The sequence below is a fragment of the Pseudomonas sp. W15Feb9B genome, from assembly GCF_000828175.1.
In the GTDB taxonomy this organism is placed as follows: Bacteria; Pseudomonadota; Gammaproteobacteria; order Pseudomonadales; family Pseudomonadaceae; genus Aquipseudomonas; species Aquipseudomonas parakoreensis.
Map to the genome: position 1 here is coordinate 44,395 of NZ_JTKF01000062.1, position 13,959 is coordinate 58,353.

The 13,959-nt window shown below is 60.3% G+C and carries 15 protein-coding genes; 4 read left to right on the plus strand and 11 right to left on the minus strand.

The features are described from left to right. Positions 1–302: 302 nt before the first annotated feature. The gene (locus tag OC71_RS25230) at positions 303–1,220 is read left to right on the plus strand and encodes an Abi family protein (RefSeq protein ID WP_041074449.1); all 918 of its coding nucleotides are present in this window, start codon (positions 303–305) and stop codon (positions 1,218–1,220) included. A 243-nt stretch (positions 1,221–1,463) separates the two neighbouring features. Here OC71_RS25230 and OC71_RS25235 read toward each other — a convergent pair whose 3' ends face one another. From OC71_RS25235 to OC71_RS25265, 7 genes are all read right to left on the minus strand, one after another. Further along, positions 1,464–2,621: a glutathionylspermidine synthase family protein gene (locus tag OC71_RS25235; protein ID WP_041074451.1), complete on the minus strand. Its 1,158-nt coding sequence runs from the start codon at positions 2,619–2,621 to the stop codon at positions 1,464–1,466. 2 nt (positions 2,622–2,623) lie between these two features. Beyond that, positions 2,624–3,310, minus strand: coding sequence for a DUF1190 domain-containing protein (locus tag OC71_RS25240; RefSeq protein ID WP_041074453.1), 687 nt, complete (start codon positions 3,308–3,310; stop codon positions 2,624–2,626). 17 nt (positions 3,311–3,327) lie between these two features. Then, a complete protein-coding gene (locus OC71_RS25245; RefSeq protein ID WP_041074455.1) occupies positions 3,328–3,753 on the minus strand; it encodes a DUF350 domain-containing protein in 426 nt (141 codons plus the stop codon). 14 nt (positions 3,754–3,767) lie between these two features. After that, on the minus strand, positions 3,768–4,415 hold the full coding sequence (locus OC71_RS25250; RefSeq protein WP_041074457.1) for a DUF2491 family protein: 648 nt from the start codon (positions 4,413–4,415) through the stop codon (positions 3,768–3,770). Positions 4,416–4,569: 154 nt separating this feature from the next. Beyond that, complete coding sequence (locus OC71_RS25255) at positions 4,570–5,268, minus strand: PspA/IM30 family protein (protein ID WP_041074459.1); 699 nt, start codon at positions 5,266–5,268, stop codon at positions 4,570–4,572. 17 nt (positions 5,269–5,285) lie between these two features. Beyond that, positions 5,286–5,954: a YjfI family protein gene (locus tag OC71_RS25260; protein WP_041074461.1), complete on the minus strand. Its 669-nt coding sequence runs from the start codon at positions 5,952–5,954 to the stop codon at positions 5,286–5,288. Between the two features lie 152 nt (positions 5,955–6,106). Beyond that, a complete protein-coding gene (locus OC71_RS25265; protein WP_041074463.1) occupies positions 6,107–6,655 on the minus strand; it encodes a cysteine hydrolase family protein in 549 nt (182 codons plus the stop codon). Between the two features lie 100 nt (positions 6,656–6,755). Between OC71_RS25265 and OC71_RS25270 the strand changes: the two genes are divergently transcribed. The 3 genes from OC71_RS25270 (at position 6,756) to OC71_RS25280 (ending at position 9,827) form a co-directional block, all read left to right on the plus strand. After that, entirely contained in the window at positions 6,756–7,736 is a 981-nt protein-coding gene (locus OC71_RS25270; protein ID WP_041074539.1) for a GlxA family transcriptional regulator, read from the plus strand. 233 nt (positions 7,737–7,969) lie between these two features. Continuing rightward, a complete protein-coding gene (locus OC71_RS25275; RefSeq protein ID WP_041074465.1) occupies positions 7,970–9,079 on the plus strand; it encodes a DUF3182 family protein in 1,110 nt (369 codons plus the stop codon). After that, a complete protein-coding gene (locus OC71_RS25280) occupies positions 9,069–9,827 on the plus strand; it encodes a S9 family peptidase (protein ID WP_041074467.1) in 759 nt (252 codons plus the stop codon). Before OC71_RS25275 ends, OC71_RS25280 begins: the two co-directional genes overlap by 11 nt. Before the next feature lie 26 nt (positions 9,828–9,853). Here the strand turns inward: OC71_RS25280 and OC71_RS25285 are convergent, their stop codons facing one another. Genes OC71_RS25285 through OC71_RS25300 form a run of 4 tightly spaced genes read right to left on the minus strand, consistent with a single transcriptional unit; the run spans position 9,854 to position 13,813 of the window. Then, positions 9,854–10,825 (minus strand): lysylphosphatidylglycerol synthase domain-containing protein, encoded by a 972-nt coding sequence (locus tag OC71_RS25285; RefSeq protein ID WP_041074469.1) that lies wholly within the window; start codon positions 10,823–10,825, stop codon positions 9,854–9,856. Continuing rightward, positions 10,822–12,096, minus strand: coding sequence for a cardiolipin synthase ClsB (clsB, locus tag OC71_RS25290; protein ID WP_041074471.1), 1,275 nt, complete (start codon positions 12,094–12,096; stop codon positions 10,822–10,824). The genes OC71_RS25285 and clsB overlap by 4 nt, the downstream gene beginning before the upstream one ends. Beyond that, entirely contained in the window at positions 12,093–12,890 is a 798-nt protein-coding gene (locus OC71_RS25295) for an endonuclease/exonuclease/phosphatase family protein (protein WP_041074473.1), read from the minus strand. Before OC71_RS25295 ends, clsB begins: the two co-directional genes overlap by 4 nt. Next, positions 12,887–13,813, minus strand: a complete 927-nt coding sequence (locus tag OC71_RS25300; RefSeq protein WP_041074475.1) for a DUF72 domain-containing protein — start codon at positions 13,811–13,813, stop codon at positions 12,887–12,889. Before OC71_RS25300 ends, OC71_RS25295 begins: the two co-directional genes overlap by 4 nt. Positions 13,814–13,959 lie beyond the last annotated feature (146 nt).

Sequence of the window (13,959 nt, forward strand, 5' to 3'; positions counted from 1 at the left end):
CGTAGCTACTCCGCGTGGTGCATGCCAACCATTTGATCTATCTAAGGTTTTCGGCTGTTTACAGTTGATAGTTATACACAACCGTTCTGAAACCCAGCTTTTTCAGAACCGTAAACATTAGAAGCGAAGCCATTGATTTGGCTTCGCTTTGCCTGGCAGATTGATCAAATTTGATCAACCAGTAGGACCGTGTTAGCATTGATCCCAAGAATAGCCCCCACGCCTCGGGCGGGACTTGTCCCGTACTGCGCACCAGGGGGTTAGTTATTTCTGGCCCCCATGCCCCCGCAGGATGCTTTGGCATGCCGCAAGCCCCCCTCTATTTCCTCAAGCCTGCGAAGCCACCCAACGCTCTGCTGCGCCACCTGAGACTCAAAGGCTTAGGTACCCGCGGACAGCGAGACAAAGCCTTGCACGCCCTAGAGTTCATCGGCTATCACCGCCTGCTGATCTACATGCGGCCGCTGCAGGACCCTCAAAAGCGGTTCTTTGCCACCGTCCAGTTCGACGACATCCTACAGCTTTATGACTTCGATCGCCGGCTACGCCTCGTGTTCTTGGATGCGATTGATCGCATCGAGGTCGCGTTCCGTGCAGCGATCATCAACACCTTGGCCCTGGACAAGACCTGCGGCAGTCATTTCTACATGGACGCCATCCACTTCAAGGATTGCAAAGCTCATCGCGACGTCATGAAACAGGTGCTGGGCCTTCCGGAAAAAAATGCGGCCATCAAGCATTACTACGATAACTACAACACGCCGGCCCTGCCGCCTGTGTGGACGGTTCTCGAGGCGATGACCATCGGCCAGCTTTCGCGCCTGTTCAGTGATCTGCACCTGGATCATCGCAAAACTGTAGCGGCCAAATTCGGGTACGACGAGTCCGTGTTGGTGACTTGGCTGAAAAGCCTGACCATCCTGCGAAATGTCTGCGCCCACCATGGCAGGCTGTGGAACGCGTCGATCACCGCAGATGCGCCGAAATACGCCAAGGCTATTGCCGGTGAGTTTCCCGGTCACAATGATCGAGGGCGCATTTTTGCCCGAGCAGTCGTCGTCCAGGCTTTGCTCGAAAAAATCGACCCCACCTCCGACTGGAAGGTACGGTTCAAGCAGTTGATGTCGACCCTGCCTACGGTCGGCTTAGGGAAAGCAGGCCGAACCACGGCCGAGCTTGGCCTGGTTGCAGGTTGGGAGATCCGGCCATTCTGGTCCTGACTTAGGCGTGCGCCCGGCTGGGAAAAGTGTAAACAACAGAGCTTCAAATCTTGGTTGTGTTTACATTTCTTGGGCGGATGATACGTGCCTCATCACCAATGCGTTGACTCACAAGGAAAATCTGGCTTGTTTACGATTTTTGGTGAGTACAACCGTTCTGATTGAATGCTGCATCCACGCTGAATAAAAAAGGCCCGTCGTTCAAAACGACGGGCCTTTTTTGTGGGAGCGGATGCGTGTGCCTCAGTCGAGGATCAGGTGCGGCAGAAACCGGCTCGAATCCTTGGTAATCAGACTATTGTCCTCCCGCACGCCGATCCCCGCCGCCTGATCACCAATCACCCAAGAGCCGATCAGCGTGTAGCTGTCGTCGAACTTCGGCAATGGCGCAAATTCCTGCAGGATGAATGGCGCATCGGTGTAGGGCCCGTCTTCTTTGACGATCAGACCTTCTGCCGTGTGCAGTTCGATATTGGCGCCTTCCCGGGAGAAGTACGGTTTACGTACCCAACCCTTGGGCACCGCACTGGCCGGATTCGGATCAAGGTGCGCCGCCAGCAGGTTCGGGTGGCCCTTGTGCAGTTCCCATAGCAGTGGGAGTGCACCTTTGTTCGACAGGATCGCTTTCCATGCCGGTTCGAAGAACTGCGTATCGCTTTCGGCGATTGCTGCACCGAATGGCTCGTGGAAAATAAATTCCCAGGCATGCAGCTTGAACAGGTGCGGGATCCAGCGATCCTCAAGGTCGACGAAGCGACCCTCGGCGGTCAGGCCGATGTCTTCGATGTCGATGTGCCGGGATTCGATGCCGACCTTTTCCGCGATCAAGCGCAAGTAGTCGGTGGTGCCCTTGTCTTCGACCGAGTCTTTCATCGACGCAAAGTAGAACGGCCGCTTGAGCTGCAACTCGGCAAACGCCTGATGCAGCTTGGTGTCGATGCTGTTGAACTGGTCGGCGTGGCGCGGCAACATTCCGCGCTCGATGCATTGCTCCAGCCAACCCCACTGAAACGCCGCCGCCTCATAGAGGCTGGTCGGCGTGTCGTAGTTGAGCTCCAGCAGTTTGGCAGGGCCATTGCCGCTGTAGGAAAAGTCCATGCGTCCGTACAGATGCGGATGACCTTCCAGCCAGGAAGTACGAATCATGTCGTAGTACGACGCCGGGATGCTCAGGCGATCCAGCAGCTCTTCGCTGTGCACCACGCGGTCGACCAGATCCATGCACATCTCGTGCAGTTCGGTGGTCGGGTCCTCCAGATCGTTTTCGATCTGCGCGAGCGTGAACTGGTAGTAGGCGCTTTCGTCCCAGTACGGCTCGTCGTCGATGGTGTGAAACAGAAAGCCGAGGCTTTCGGCTGTCTGTTTCCAGTCTGGGCGCTCGGCGCAGTGGATCTTCTTCATGGTCAGCTGCTCGAGCGTCCGGAACTGCTGCCCCAGCCACCCCAACCGCTGCGAGCGGAAGACTGGCTGCCGAAGCCGCCACGGGAGGTCGACGAGGCGACGTTCACCGGTTTGCTTTTGCTGCTCTCGTAGTCCGGTTGACTGCGCGGCGCCGATTCGATTTTGCGGTACTGCGTCGAGGTGTTGTAGGGCTGACGCGTGTCGCGATCGCGGTAAACGGTGCGGTTGGCGTTGTTGCTCATCGCATTGCCGATCAGCCAGCCCGTGAGCCAGCCGTTGCCGCCGCCACCAGAGGCGTGGGAAGTGCTTTGCGCGTTCTGCGCAGCCGCTGCTTCACCGGCAGGCATCTGCGCGTTGGCAAGCGCATTCAGGTCCTGCGGGGTTTCGCCGTTCTGCGGTACCTTGAAACCGCCGAGTTTGGGCACGAAGCGGCCGTCGGAGTTCTTCTGGCACCAGTCGGCGGCGAAGTCAGCGTCGCACGTGGCCTTGTCGGCGTAGGCCGGGGCAATGCGTCGGTGCTCGGTCAATGCCGCGACGTAGGCGTTGGAGCAGACATCGGCGGCCACTTCGGCGCCGACGCACTCCTCGACCGATTGGAAGCGTTGCTGATCCTGCGCGGCAACCTCGCCGGAAATCGCCAGCGCCACCGAAGCGGCGAGGGACAGTTGAACGTACTTGCTGCGTTTCATCGAAGGCTTCCTGCCGATCAGTTGGACGGGGTCATGCACGCGGCATTGAGCATGCCGACACTGATGGCCACTGCGGCCACGTAGATACCCGAAGCGATTTCACCGTTGGCGATCCGCTTGGAGGTGCCTTTGAGAACCAGGCCGGTGGCGAGGAACGCGAGCAATTGCACCACCGCCGCAATCACTGCCCACAGCACGAAATCGAGGACGTTGACCGAAAACGCGATGACATTGCTGGCCGGAATCGCAAAACCGATGATCGCGCCGGACAAAGCGATCGCAGCAGCGATGTTGCCGGAGCGGATCAGCTCAAATTCTTTGTGGGGCGTGATGCGCGTGTAGACGAACTGAAACAGCATGAACAGCAGCACGGCGCCGATCAGGTAGACGACGAAACCGACCAGCGCGGTCTTGTTCAGGGAAACGGCCAGCACTTCCAGCATGGAAAACTTCCTTTTTAAATGGTGCTCAGATCAGTCGTGTACAGCGAAATACCCAGCGAGGTGCTCAGGCTGACGGTGCCTTCTTCGTCTTGTTCGACGGAGAACAGCAGCAATTCGCGGCGATCGGTCAGGCCGGTTTCGCGCGCATAAAGCATGGAGTGGTGTTCGATGGTGTAACTCTCGTCCGGATTGACCACGTGTTCGGTCAGCGGGACCAGTTCGGTCTGGCCCAGCTCGGTGCCCCATTCGCGGCTGTACTGGACGCCGTCGTGGGTGTAGGTCGGCAGGCCGATCGGGCTTGCAGGTCCGGCCAGGCGCTGGAGTTCGGCGTCACTGTTGACGGTCACGTAGTTGAGGTAGTTGAACAGGGTGACCGACTCGATCTGGTCGTCACCGGTGACGTGGATCTGCAGCCAGAAATCCTCGTTGTTGAGGTAGTAGCGATGCAATTTGTTGGATTGGCCAAGGTCGATCCAGCCAGCGCTCCAGATTGCCTCTGCCGCCGGAACCTGCACCGAGGTGCTGCCATCAAGCAGTAAGGCCAGGGTCGAATCGAATCGCACGCCTTTGCCCTGTGCCATTCCGAGTGGGCCGCCGGCTACCGGAGCGGGCGCAGCCGGCTGCCAGTTGCTGGTGCCCAGCAAATCTTTTAACCATCCCATGGGTACATTCCTTGAGGCGGGTGGAGGTGTTCGTCGGTAAAAAAACGTCGCTAGTGTACCGGGCCGGGCGACGAACGAGCAGGCACAATGCAAATATTCTGGGTGCAAAAAAACTGTAGGAGCTGCCTGCGGCAGCTCCTACAGGAGAGCGATTTTACTGCGCGGACTTCTGTTTCAGCCGCTCAAGAATCGCATTGGCGCTGCCTTCGTTCGGCGTGATGCCGGCGTCGCGCAGTTTGCGCTCCAGGTCGTTGCCGGTCGAAGCGTCGGCCAGTTCGTCGGCGGCGCTCAGCTCGGCAGCGCGTTGCTGCTGCTTGGCCTGCAGACGGTTCAGGGTGCCGACGGCGGTTTCCAGTTTGCCGTTGGCGCCGCCGCTGGCGATGGACGCGCTGACCTGCGCCTTCTGCACGCTTTCACGGGCCTTGGCCATGTCCACTTGCTGGCGCAGGCTCTTGATTCGCGACTCGGCCTTGGTGATGTCCTTGCGCATGTTTTCGGCGTAGGTGCCGAATTCGTCGCTCTGGGCTTTCTCGGCGGTCAGGTCGTTGGTCAGGGTCGAAATCGCTTCGGCCACTTCCATGGCCAGGTCTTCGCGGCCGGCGTTCAGTGCGGCAACCGCCTTGGCTTCCAGGTCCTTGATCTTCGCGTCGTACTCGCTCACGCGGTCGGCGGCCAGCTTGTGCTTGGCCATGATGGTGACCAGCTCGCGGCGGGCGTTCGACAGCGCGGTGTCAGCGTCGCGGATCTCCTGATCGAGGATGCGCAGGGCCTGCTGGTCGACGATCGCTTCGCCGACTTCATTGGCGCCGCCGCGCAGAGCGGTGAACAACTTGCTCCAGATGGACTGAGTCATTGGATATTCCCTGTTGATTACTTGAAGAAGTGTTCGAAGGCTTCGCTCGCGCGCTGCACGTTGTCGACCAGAGTTTTCACCTCGGTGACGACGTTGGTCAGGCTCGAGTCGGCGCTGAGAGCGCCAAACATGTTGTAAACGGTCTGACCGTTGGGCATCGACTCGATGCCGATCGACGACAGCGGGAACATTTCCCGGCTGCGCAGCACTGCGTCGTTGAAGGCGCGCACGTCAGTGATCGAATCGATGTCCACCAGCACGGTGTCGACGATGATCTGCTGACCGGCCACGGCGATGTGAATCGGCAGACCGCCGAATTCGTTCATTTCCAGCTTGATGCTGGGTTCGGAGCTCTGGATCAGAGACAGTGTGATCTCGTGCGAAGCCACCTCGTCCAGTGCCTTGAGGGCGTTGAAGAGGCTATCGATGTTCCAGTTGTTGCCTGCGCTCATGTAATTCTCCGACATGAATGAGCCAGCCAGAATCGGTTGGCGTAGCTGTTGCTCCATCTGCTTGAGCAAGCTTCGGTTTTCCGGAAGCACCCAAGTTTCGTGTTTCACATAACCGGCGGCAGCCAGGCCCGCGCGCATCTGCTTCATGTAGAAGCTCGACGGTTTTTTCGCGGACGGTTTCGAGCGCTCTCCCTTTGGGCTCTCTGACGCAACAGTGGGGGAGCGGCTTTTCATGGCAATGACTCCGTTATGAACATCTCACGCGTGAGCCACACTACAACCAATTCAAAGTGCCATCAATGGCTCACGCGTGAGATTTTCATGACAGACGAAAAAACGCCCGCAACGTGGCGGGCGCAAGTTTTTACCGAGTGTTTCGTGATGGATCAGCGCTCCAGAAACTCCTCGGCCGAGACCACGCTGGCGTAAGCGAAACCCAGTGCCGACATGAATGCCGCGTGGACCTGAGCGGCAGGCACCGTGACCCCGTTGAATTCCAGGTCACGGCAGGCGCAGGCGTCGTGGATTACCGTGACGCCGTAGCCCAGGTCCGCCGCCGCACGGCTGATGCCGTCGATGCACATGTGGCTCATGCTGCCGACAATCACCAGATCCCTGATGCCTTGTTCATCGAGAATCGATTGCAGATCGGTCTCCCGGAACGAATTGACGAAGTGCTTGAGCACCACCGGTTCGTCCGGGCGATTGAGTACTTTGGGATGCAGTTTTGCACCGTCCGAGCCCGGGGTGAAAAACGGTGCGTCGGCCGAAGTGAATTCGTGGCGAATGTGCACCACCGGATCGCCCGCTTCGCGGAAAGCGGCGAGCAGTCGTGCGGCGTTGTCGGCGGCGGCTTCAGCCCCCACCAGCGGCCACTTGCCTTGGGGGAAGTAGTCGTTCTGGATATCGACTACGATGAGCGCTTGTCTGGTCATGGGTGTGTCCTCGATGCATGGGCTGGAAGTGGATTCAGTATTGGCGCTGGCCGACGTTTCGAGGATTGGCCGGACCGACAATAAGCAGGGGAAAACTGACATGGGCGCAGAAAGGGCCGCCACGGTGGAACTGGGCGTACTGATGTACCCCGGCGTACAACTGGCGGCGGTGCATGGGCTGAACGATCTGTTTGCGGTCGCCAACCGGATAGCTGCCGAGCGTCAGGCGGCGCAGTTACCGGTGCTGCGCGTCAGTCACTGGAAAGCCGACGCCGGGCAGACGCCGCAGCGGGTGTACGACAGTCATCCCGGCGCTGACAGTCATTTGCTGGCAGTGCTGATTCCACCGTCCCTCGGCAGCTTTTCTGCGGCCAGCGTTTCAGCGCAATGGTTGCAATGGCTACGTGATCAGCATGCCCGTGGTGCAACCCTCGGCGGTGTCTGTGTGGGGTCGATGCTGCTGGCCGAAAGCGGCCTGCTCGACGGGCGTAGCGCCACCACGCACTGGACCTCGGCCAAGGCGTTTGCCGAGCGTTATCCGAACATCCGGCTCAAGGCGGATACGCCGATTGTCGATGACGGCGACTTGATCACCACTGCCGGGCTGATGGCCTGGTCGGAGCTGGGTTTGCGCCTGGTCGACCGGCTGCTCGGGCCGAGCATCGCCAGCGGCACCGCGCGCTTTCTGGTGATGGAGCACAGCGACAGCGCCAGTGCCTGCGGGAGCAATTTTGCACCGATCCTCAGTCATGGTGACGCGGCGATTCTCAAGGTTCAGCATTGGCTGCAAAGCACCGGCGCCACTGATGTTTCGCTGACCTCGATGGCAGAGCGGGCGGGGCTGGAGGAGCGCACGTTTCTGCGTCGTTTCCGTGCCGCGACCGGGTTGAAACCCACCGAATATTGCCAGCATCTGCGGGTTGGCAAGGCGCGAGAACTGCTCGAATTCACCAATGGCACCATCGACCACATTGCATGGACGGTGGGCTATCAGGACCCGGGAGCGTTTCGCGCGATCTTCAAGAAAATCACCGGGCTGACGCCAAGTGATTATCGGGCGCGGTTTGGTGTCTCGGGATAGTCCAGACGCGCCATGACCAGTGGGAGCAAGCCCCCACCCACATTGAAATCTGGGGCTGCTGAAATCGTGCAAATTACCGGGCCCTGGCGCCCGGTCGTGCAGATTGAAACGGGCCTGATGCCATCACGTTTTCGGCAAGCATTTGATTCACCGAAGTTTTCCACAGCCCCCCGATTGGCCTGATCTCTGCACCGTTCATCACTCCATTCACCCATCCGCTGCAAGGGGGACGCATGACCCCGACGCCAGGCAGAAAAATCGTCGTCGCGCACTCGGTGCGCGCTGGCGCGCCACACCATGAAGTGCAGACCAACAAGGCGCTGGCCCGTTGGCTGGCGCAGATTCTCGGGCTCAGATTTGCTGGCAGCTACGTCCCGGAACAACACCGCGGCCGTGATCTGTACTGGCTGCCGACGCAAACCATTGTCGGCGCCGGACAGGCACAGGCCTTGGGCATCAAAAGCGCGGATGATTTATGGGGCGGATTCGTCGAACACGATTTCATCTGCACCAAAGCCATCAGTCACGGCCTGCGCAGCCATCTGGCCTACGCGCCGCAAGGCTGGGCGCCGCAGTTCTGCGAGCGAGTGCGCGACGTGGTGCTCGATGGCTTGACCGTGTTTGCCCTGAAAGACGCGCGGCCCGCCGCCGAGCACTTGCTGTACAGCGGCCCCATTCGCCTCAAGCCGATTCACGCTTGTGCCGGTCGCGGTCAGGAAGTTATCAACAGCCTCGACGCGTTCGACGAGGTCCTCGCTCGAGTGGATGCAGCAGCGTTGTTTCGCGATGGCGTGGTGCTGGAGCAGGACTTGAGCAAGGTCGTCACCCACAGCGTCGGCCAGTCATTCATCGGCGACAAAGTGCTGAGCTACTGCGGTGATCAATACTTGACCAAGGATGCCCATGGCGAAGACGTCTATGGTGGTTCGAATCTGTTGGTAGTGCAGGGCGGCTACGAAGATCTGCTGGCGCTGGACTTGCCGGATGACGTGCGACTGGCCATCAAGCAGGCGCAGATTTTCGACCGGGCGGCGGATGAGGCTTATCCAGATTTCTACGCCTCGCGGCGCAACTACGACATCGCTCAAGGCCTGGACAGCAATGGCAAACCGCGCAGCGGTGTGCTCGAACAATCCTGGCGTATGGGCGGTGCCAGCAGCGCTGAACTGGCAGCGCTGCAGAGCTTCGTCAACGCTCCGCAGATGCGGGCGATCCGTGTCTCGACCGTAGAAACCTACGGTGATCAAAGCCTGCCGGCGGACGCCATCGAAATCTATCGCGGCCCGGCCGAGAACAGCGACTTTCTCCTCAAATACGTAACGGTCAAATCCTATGACGGCTAGAAGCGAAAGCATTCAGATCGACATTGATGACGAACAGATGAGCGGGACGTTTCTCAGTCCCAAATCGAAAGTCCCCGGCGTGTTGTTTGTGCACGGCTGGGGTGGCAGCCAGGAGCGTGATCTGGAACGCGCCAAGGGCATCGCCGGGCTGGGTTGTGTGTGCCTGACCTTCGACCTGCGCGGACACACCGGTGGCACCGGCATTCCGCTGACCCGGGTCACGCGCGAAGACAACCTGCGTGACTTGCTCGCGGCCTACGATCGCCTGTTGGCGCATCCGGCGCTCGACACCTCGGCGATTGCGGTAGTCGGCACCAGTTATGGCGGCTATCTCGCGTCGATTCTCACCTCATTGCGCCCGGTGCGCTGGCTGGCGTTGCGGGTGCCGGCGCTGTATCGCGACGAACAATGGCATACGCCCAAGCGTGATCTGGACAAGGCTGATCTGCGCGACTATCGGGCGACGCTGGTGCGTGCCGACAGTAACCGCGCCTTGCACGCCTGTTCGCAGTTCACCGGGGATGTGTTGTTGGTGGAATCGGAAACCGATGACTACGTGCCCCACGCCACGATCATGAGTTATCGCGCCGCGTGTCAGCAGACGCATTCGCTGACGCACCGGATAATCGACGGTGCTGACCATGCGCTGAGCGACCCGGTTTCGCAGCAGGCCTACACCTCGATTCTGGTGGACTGGATTACCGAGATGGTGGTCGGGGAGCGGTTGAGCATCATTCAGTCCGGCTGAGCACATCCCCCTGTGGCGAAGGATGACTAGGGCTTCTTCTCGATCCGCAACGCCTTCGCCTTGGCCTCGACCAGCAGGTACATCACCACGGTGATCAACAACGGCAAAAGAAAATAAATCGCCCGATACGCCAGCAATCCCGCCACCAGACTGCCCCGCGAAACTTCGTGCTGCAGCAGCGCGACGAACACCGCTTCCAGAACCCCGAGCCCCGCCGGAATGTGCGTGATGACCCCGGCAATCGCACTGATCAACAGCACGCCAAGCACCAATGGATAATCCAGCTTGCCCGGCAGCAAGGTGAAAATCACCGCCGCCATCAACGACCAGTTCAGCGCACCCAGCAGCAGTTGCAGAACGGCCATGCGCAGGGACGGCAAGTTGATTTCCACCCCGCGAATCGACCACTCGCGGCGCTTGGAGAACTGGCACGCGGCGAGGTAACCGGCACTTAGCAGCAGCAACAGCACGCCAATGCACTGCAGCGCATCGCTGCTGATTTTCCAGCCCGGCGGCATGCTCACCAGGCCACTGCTGAACACCGCGCCGGCGATCGTCATGTAGCCGAACCAGTTGGTGGCCAGGCTCAAACCGAGAATCTTGGCGATGTTGCCTTTGCTCACCCCCAGGCGCGAATACAGCCGATAGCGCATGGCGATTCCGCCGACCCAGGCGCTGAGATTGAGGTTGAACGCATAGCTGATGATCCCCACCGGGAGGATCTGTTTCCAGGTCAGGTCCTGGCGAATGTAGGTGCGCCCTATCAGGTCGAAGCTGGCGTAGGTGAGAAAGCTCAACAGGGTCACGCCGGCGGCGATGAGCAGTGTGCGCACCTTGAAGTCGGCCAGGGTCTGCAGCACTTCCGCCCATTCGATGCGGGTGGCAAACATCGTCAGCAACACGATCAACGCGAGGAAGAACAGCAGCGTCAGTGGGCGTTTCCAGCGACTCCATCGAGAATGCACGGCGGGCGCTGCTTGCGCTGGGGAATGGCTCATGACATGTGCCCCCGAAACGGCTTGAGCCGTGGTTTGTGCGCCGGCAGCCAACCGGCCATCGCCGGGAAATGCCGCAGGAAGTGGAACACCAGAAACCCCACGGTCATGTGCCAGATCCGTCCGCGTGGCACCTTGCTCGGGTCCATCGCCTTGCAGTGGTTGTGGCTCAGGTCTTCTAGACGCTGGAACAAGTGCTGATTGAACGTGCGATCGCGGATCAACACATTGGCTTCCAGGTTCAGTGACAGGCTCAACGGGTCGAGATTGCTCGAACCGACCGTGCTCCATTCCTCATCCACCAAGGCGACTTTGCCGTGCAGCGGGCGCTGGCAATATTCGTGGATCTGCACCCCGGCCTTGAGCAGGTAGTCGTAGGTCATGCGAGCCGCCAGTTTCGCCACCAGCATGTCCGGTTGACCTTGCAGGATCAGCCGCACCTCGACGCCACGGCGCGCCGCGTTGCGGATCTCGCGCAGCAGGCGATAGCCGGGGAAGAAGTAGGCGTTGGCGATCACCACCCGGCGTTTGGCCCGGCGCAATGCGTGCAAGTACACGTCTTCGATGTCGGTGTGGTGCTGATCGTTATCACGAAACACCAGGCGCACCTGACCGTCGTGATCGTTGAAAGCCATGTCTGCCCGACGTTGGCGCCGACGTTGCCACCAGAAGCGTGCGCGGCCCGGCCGACCACTTTGCAGCAGGGCGAAATGATGGATGTCAGCGACCGCCGGCCCTTGAACCTGTACCGCGTAATCCTGTTTCGCTTCGGGGCCGAAGTCGGCCAGGTGATCGCCGGAAAAGTTGATCCCGCCAATGAACGCGATCAGTCCGTCGACCACCACGATCTTGCGGTGCAGACGGCGGAACCAGTTGGTGCGAAAACCCAGGTGCTTGGGCGCCGGATCAAACATCTGCAAGTGCACGCCGGCGTCGCTCAATGCCGCGAGATAACCGGTGGTCAACTCACCACAGCCGAAACCGTCGAGGCTGACGGTGGTGCGCACGCCGCGCCGGGCGGCGTCGATCAGGATCTGCTGCAACTCTGCGCCGACCTTGTCTTCGAAAACGATGAAGGTCTCCAGCAGAATCTCACTCTTCGCCGCACGCATGGCGTCGAACACCCGGGGGAAATATTCCTCGCCGTTTTCCAGCAATTCGACGCGGTTGTTGCCCTGCCAGCTGTACTCGACATCGACATGCCCGGGCTCGCGTACCGGCGGGTTGATGCTGATCGGTTCCACGGCGGATTTCTCCAGCGGTGCGCTGCTCATAGTTCGATCTCCACCGATAACGGGGCGTGGTCGGAAAGGTGTGACCAGGGCCGTGTTGTCAACACGTTTGGCTGGCTGGCCTTGAGGTTACGTACGTATATGCGGTCCAGGCGCAGGATCGGCAGACGTGCCGGAAAACTGCGCGCCGGTTTGCCGTGATGTTCGGCGAACACTTCGCGCAAGCCGCAGGGTTCGAGCAGCGCATCGGCGCGCTGGCGCCAGTCATTGAAGTCACCGGCGACAATCACTGGCGCATCAGCCGGCAGTTGCGCGATGCGCTCGCCGAGCAGCTTCAGTTGCGCATTGCGATGGCTTTCGCGCAGGCCCAGATGCACGCAGATCGCATGCACCTCGACGCCATCGCCCGGCAGGCGCAGCACGCAATGCAACACGCCACGGTTCTCATGGCCGCTGATCGACACGTCGAGGTTGTCGTGGCGGATGATCTGGAATTTCGACAGCAGCGCATTGCCGTGATCGCCCTCCGGGTACACCGCGTTGCGTCCGTAGGCGAATTGCGGCCACAGGCTGTCGGCGAGGAACTCGTACTGCGGCATCGTCGGCCAGTTGCTGTAGCGCTTGGGATGATGTTCATGGGTGCCGTGGACTTCCTGCAGAAACACCACGTCGGCGGCCACGCTGCGCACGGCTTCGCGCAACTCCGGGAGGATGAAGCGTCGATTGAGCGCGGTGAAACCCTTGTGGGTGTTGACCGTCAGCACGGTGAAACGGCGCACCGAGGCTTCGACACGGGTCTGCTCGTCGGTGAACCCGACCGGCTCTGGAATACTCATGTCAGCACCCCTTCGGCAGCGGGTTCGCCGGGGGCGGTGGCGAGTGTTTTATCCAGCTCAAAACAGTGGAGCAACCGGCGCGCGTCGTAGGGCGCGCGGACTTTGATGTCGTTGTCGAAATAGCAGAACACTTCGCGGGACTTGCGCGCCCGGGGCTTGAGGCGTGGCGCGATCAGGTGCGCATTGCCGGGCTGTTGACCGTGGTGCCAGGCGTCGATGCGTTTGGCCCAGTTCTGCAGCGCCGATTCGCTGTAGCCGCTGGCGTACAGCTCTTCGGCGCCATGCAGGCGCAGGTAGACGAAGTCGCTGGTAAGGTCTTCGCGATACGGCCATTTGCCGGCGGTGTCGGCGATCACCAGGGCGGTGTTGTAGCGTTTCAACAAGCGCACGAAGTCGGGATCGATGAAGCTGTCGTTGCGAATTTCGACGGCATGGCGCAGCGGTTTTTTGCGCCAGGCTTTCAGGCTGGCGTGGCCGTGCAGGTGCGCGTCGTGCTGACGGGCGAGGGCGGCGGCCGCCTCGGTATCGTGGGGCAACAAGGAAAGGAAGTGTTCGAAGCGCTCGGGGTCGAATTTGAAGTTCGGCGGAAACTGCCAGAGGATCGGCCCGAGCTTTTCCTTGAGCTCCAGCACCCCGGAGGCGAAGAAATTCGCCAGCGGTTTTTCGATCTCGCGCAAGCGGCGCACGTGAGTGATGAAGCGCGGCGCCTTGACGCTGAAGACGAAGTCGTCCGGCGTTTCGCTGTACCACTGCGCATAACGTTCGGGCCGTTGCAGGGCGTAGAACGATCCATTGATTTCGATGCTGTTGACCGCCCGTGATGCGAATTGCAGTTCGTGCTTCTGGGCCAGTCCCTTCGGGTAGAAATCCCCGCGCCACGGAGCGTAGCGCCAGCCGGAAATACCGATGTGAATCGTTGCCATGCATCCCCTCCCGTCGTCAGTCCTCATACAGCCTGTGTCTGTTGATGACTGTGGGCGGTTCGGGAAAGTTTCGGTGGCGTTACGGACGGTAGTCTGTAGGAGCTTCCGAAGGCTGCGATCTTTGATGTTGCTTTTCAAGATCAAAA

Coding starts and splice junctions, on each gene's coding strand:
- OC71_RS25235 (WP_041074451.1), bottom strand. CDS start 2,621: ATGAAGAAGATCCACTGCGCCGAGCGCCCAGACTGGAAACAGACAGCC.
- OC71_RS25285 (WP_041074469.1), bottom strand. CDS start 10,825: ATGAGCCATTCCCCAGCGCAAGCAGCGCCCGCCGTGCATTCTCGATGG.
- OC71_RS25255 (WP_041074459.1), bottom strand. CDS start 5,268: ATGACTCAGTCCATCTGGAGCAAGTTGTTCACCGCTCTGCGCGGCGGC.
- OC71_RS25240 (WP_041074453.1), bottom strand. CDS start 3,310: ATGAAACGCAGCAAGTACGTTCAACTGTCCCTCGCCGCTTCGGTGGCG.
- OC71_RS25245 (WP_041074455.1), bottom strand. CDS start 3,753: ATGCTGGAAGTGCTGGCCGTTTCCCTGAACAAGACCGCGCTGGTCGGT.
- OC71_RS25275 (WP_041074465.1), top strand. CDS start 7,970: ATGACCCCGACGCCAGGCAGAAAAATCGTCGTCGCGCACTCGGTGCGC.
- OC71_RS25265 (WP_041074463.1), bottom strand. CDS start 6,655: ATGACCAGACAAGCGCTCATCGTAGTCGATATCCAGAACGACTACTTC.
- OC71_RS25250 (WP_041074457.1), bottom strand. CDS start 4,415: ATGGGATGGTTAAAAGATTTGCTGGGCACCAGCAACTGGCAGCCGGCT.
- OC71_RS25260 (WP_041074461.1), bottom strand. CDS start 5,954: ATGAAAAGCCGCTCCCCCACTGTTGCGTCAGAGAGCCCAAAGGGAGAG.
- OC71_RS25230 (WP_041074449.1), top strand. CDS start 303: ATGCCGCAAGCCCCCCTCTATTTCCTCAAGCCTGCGAAGCCACCCAAC.
- OC71_RS25270 (WP_041074539.1), top strand. CDS start 6,756: ATGGGCGCAGAAAGGGCCGCCACGGTGGAACTGGGCGTACTGATGTAC.
- OC71_RS25280 (WP_041074467.1), top strand. CDS start 9,069: ATGACGGCTAGAAGCGAAAGCATTCAGATCGACATTGATGACGAACAG.
- OC71_RS25300 (WP_041074475.1), bottom strand. CDS start 13,813: ATGGCAACGATTCACATCGGTATTTCCGGCTGGCGCTACGCTCCGTGG.
- clsB (WP_041074471.1), bottom strand. CDS start 12,096: ATGAGCAGCGCACCGCTGGAGAAATCCGCCGTGGAACCGATCAGCATC.
- OC71_RS25295 (WP_041074473.1), bottom strand. CDS start 12,890: ATGAGTATTCCAGAGCCGGTCGGGTTCACCGACGAGCAGACCCGTGTC.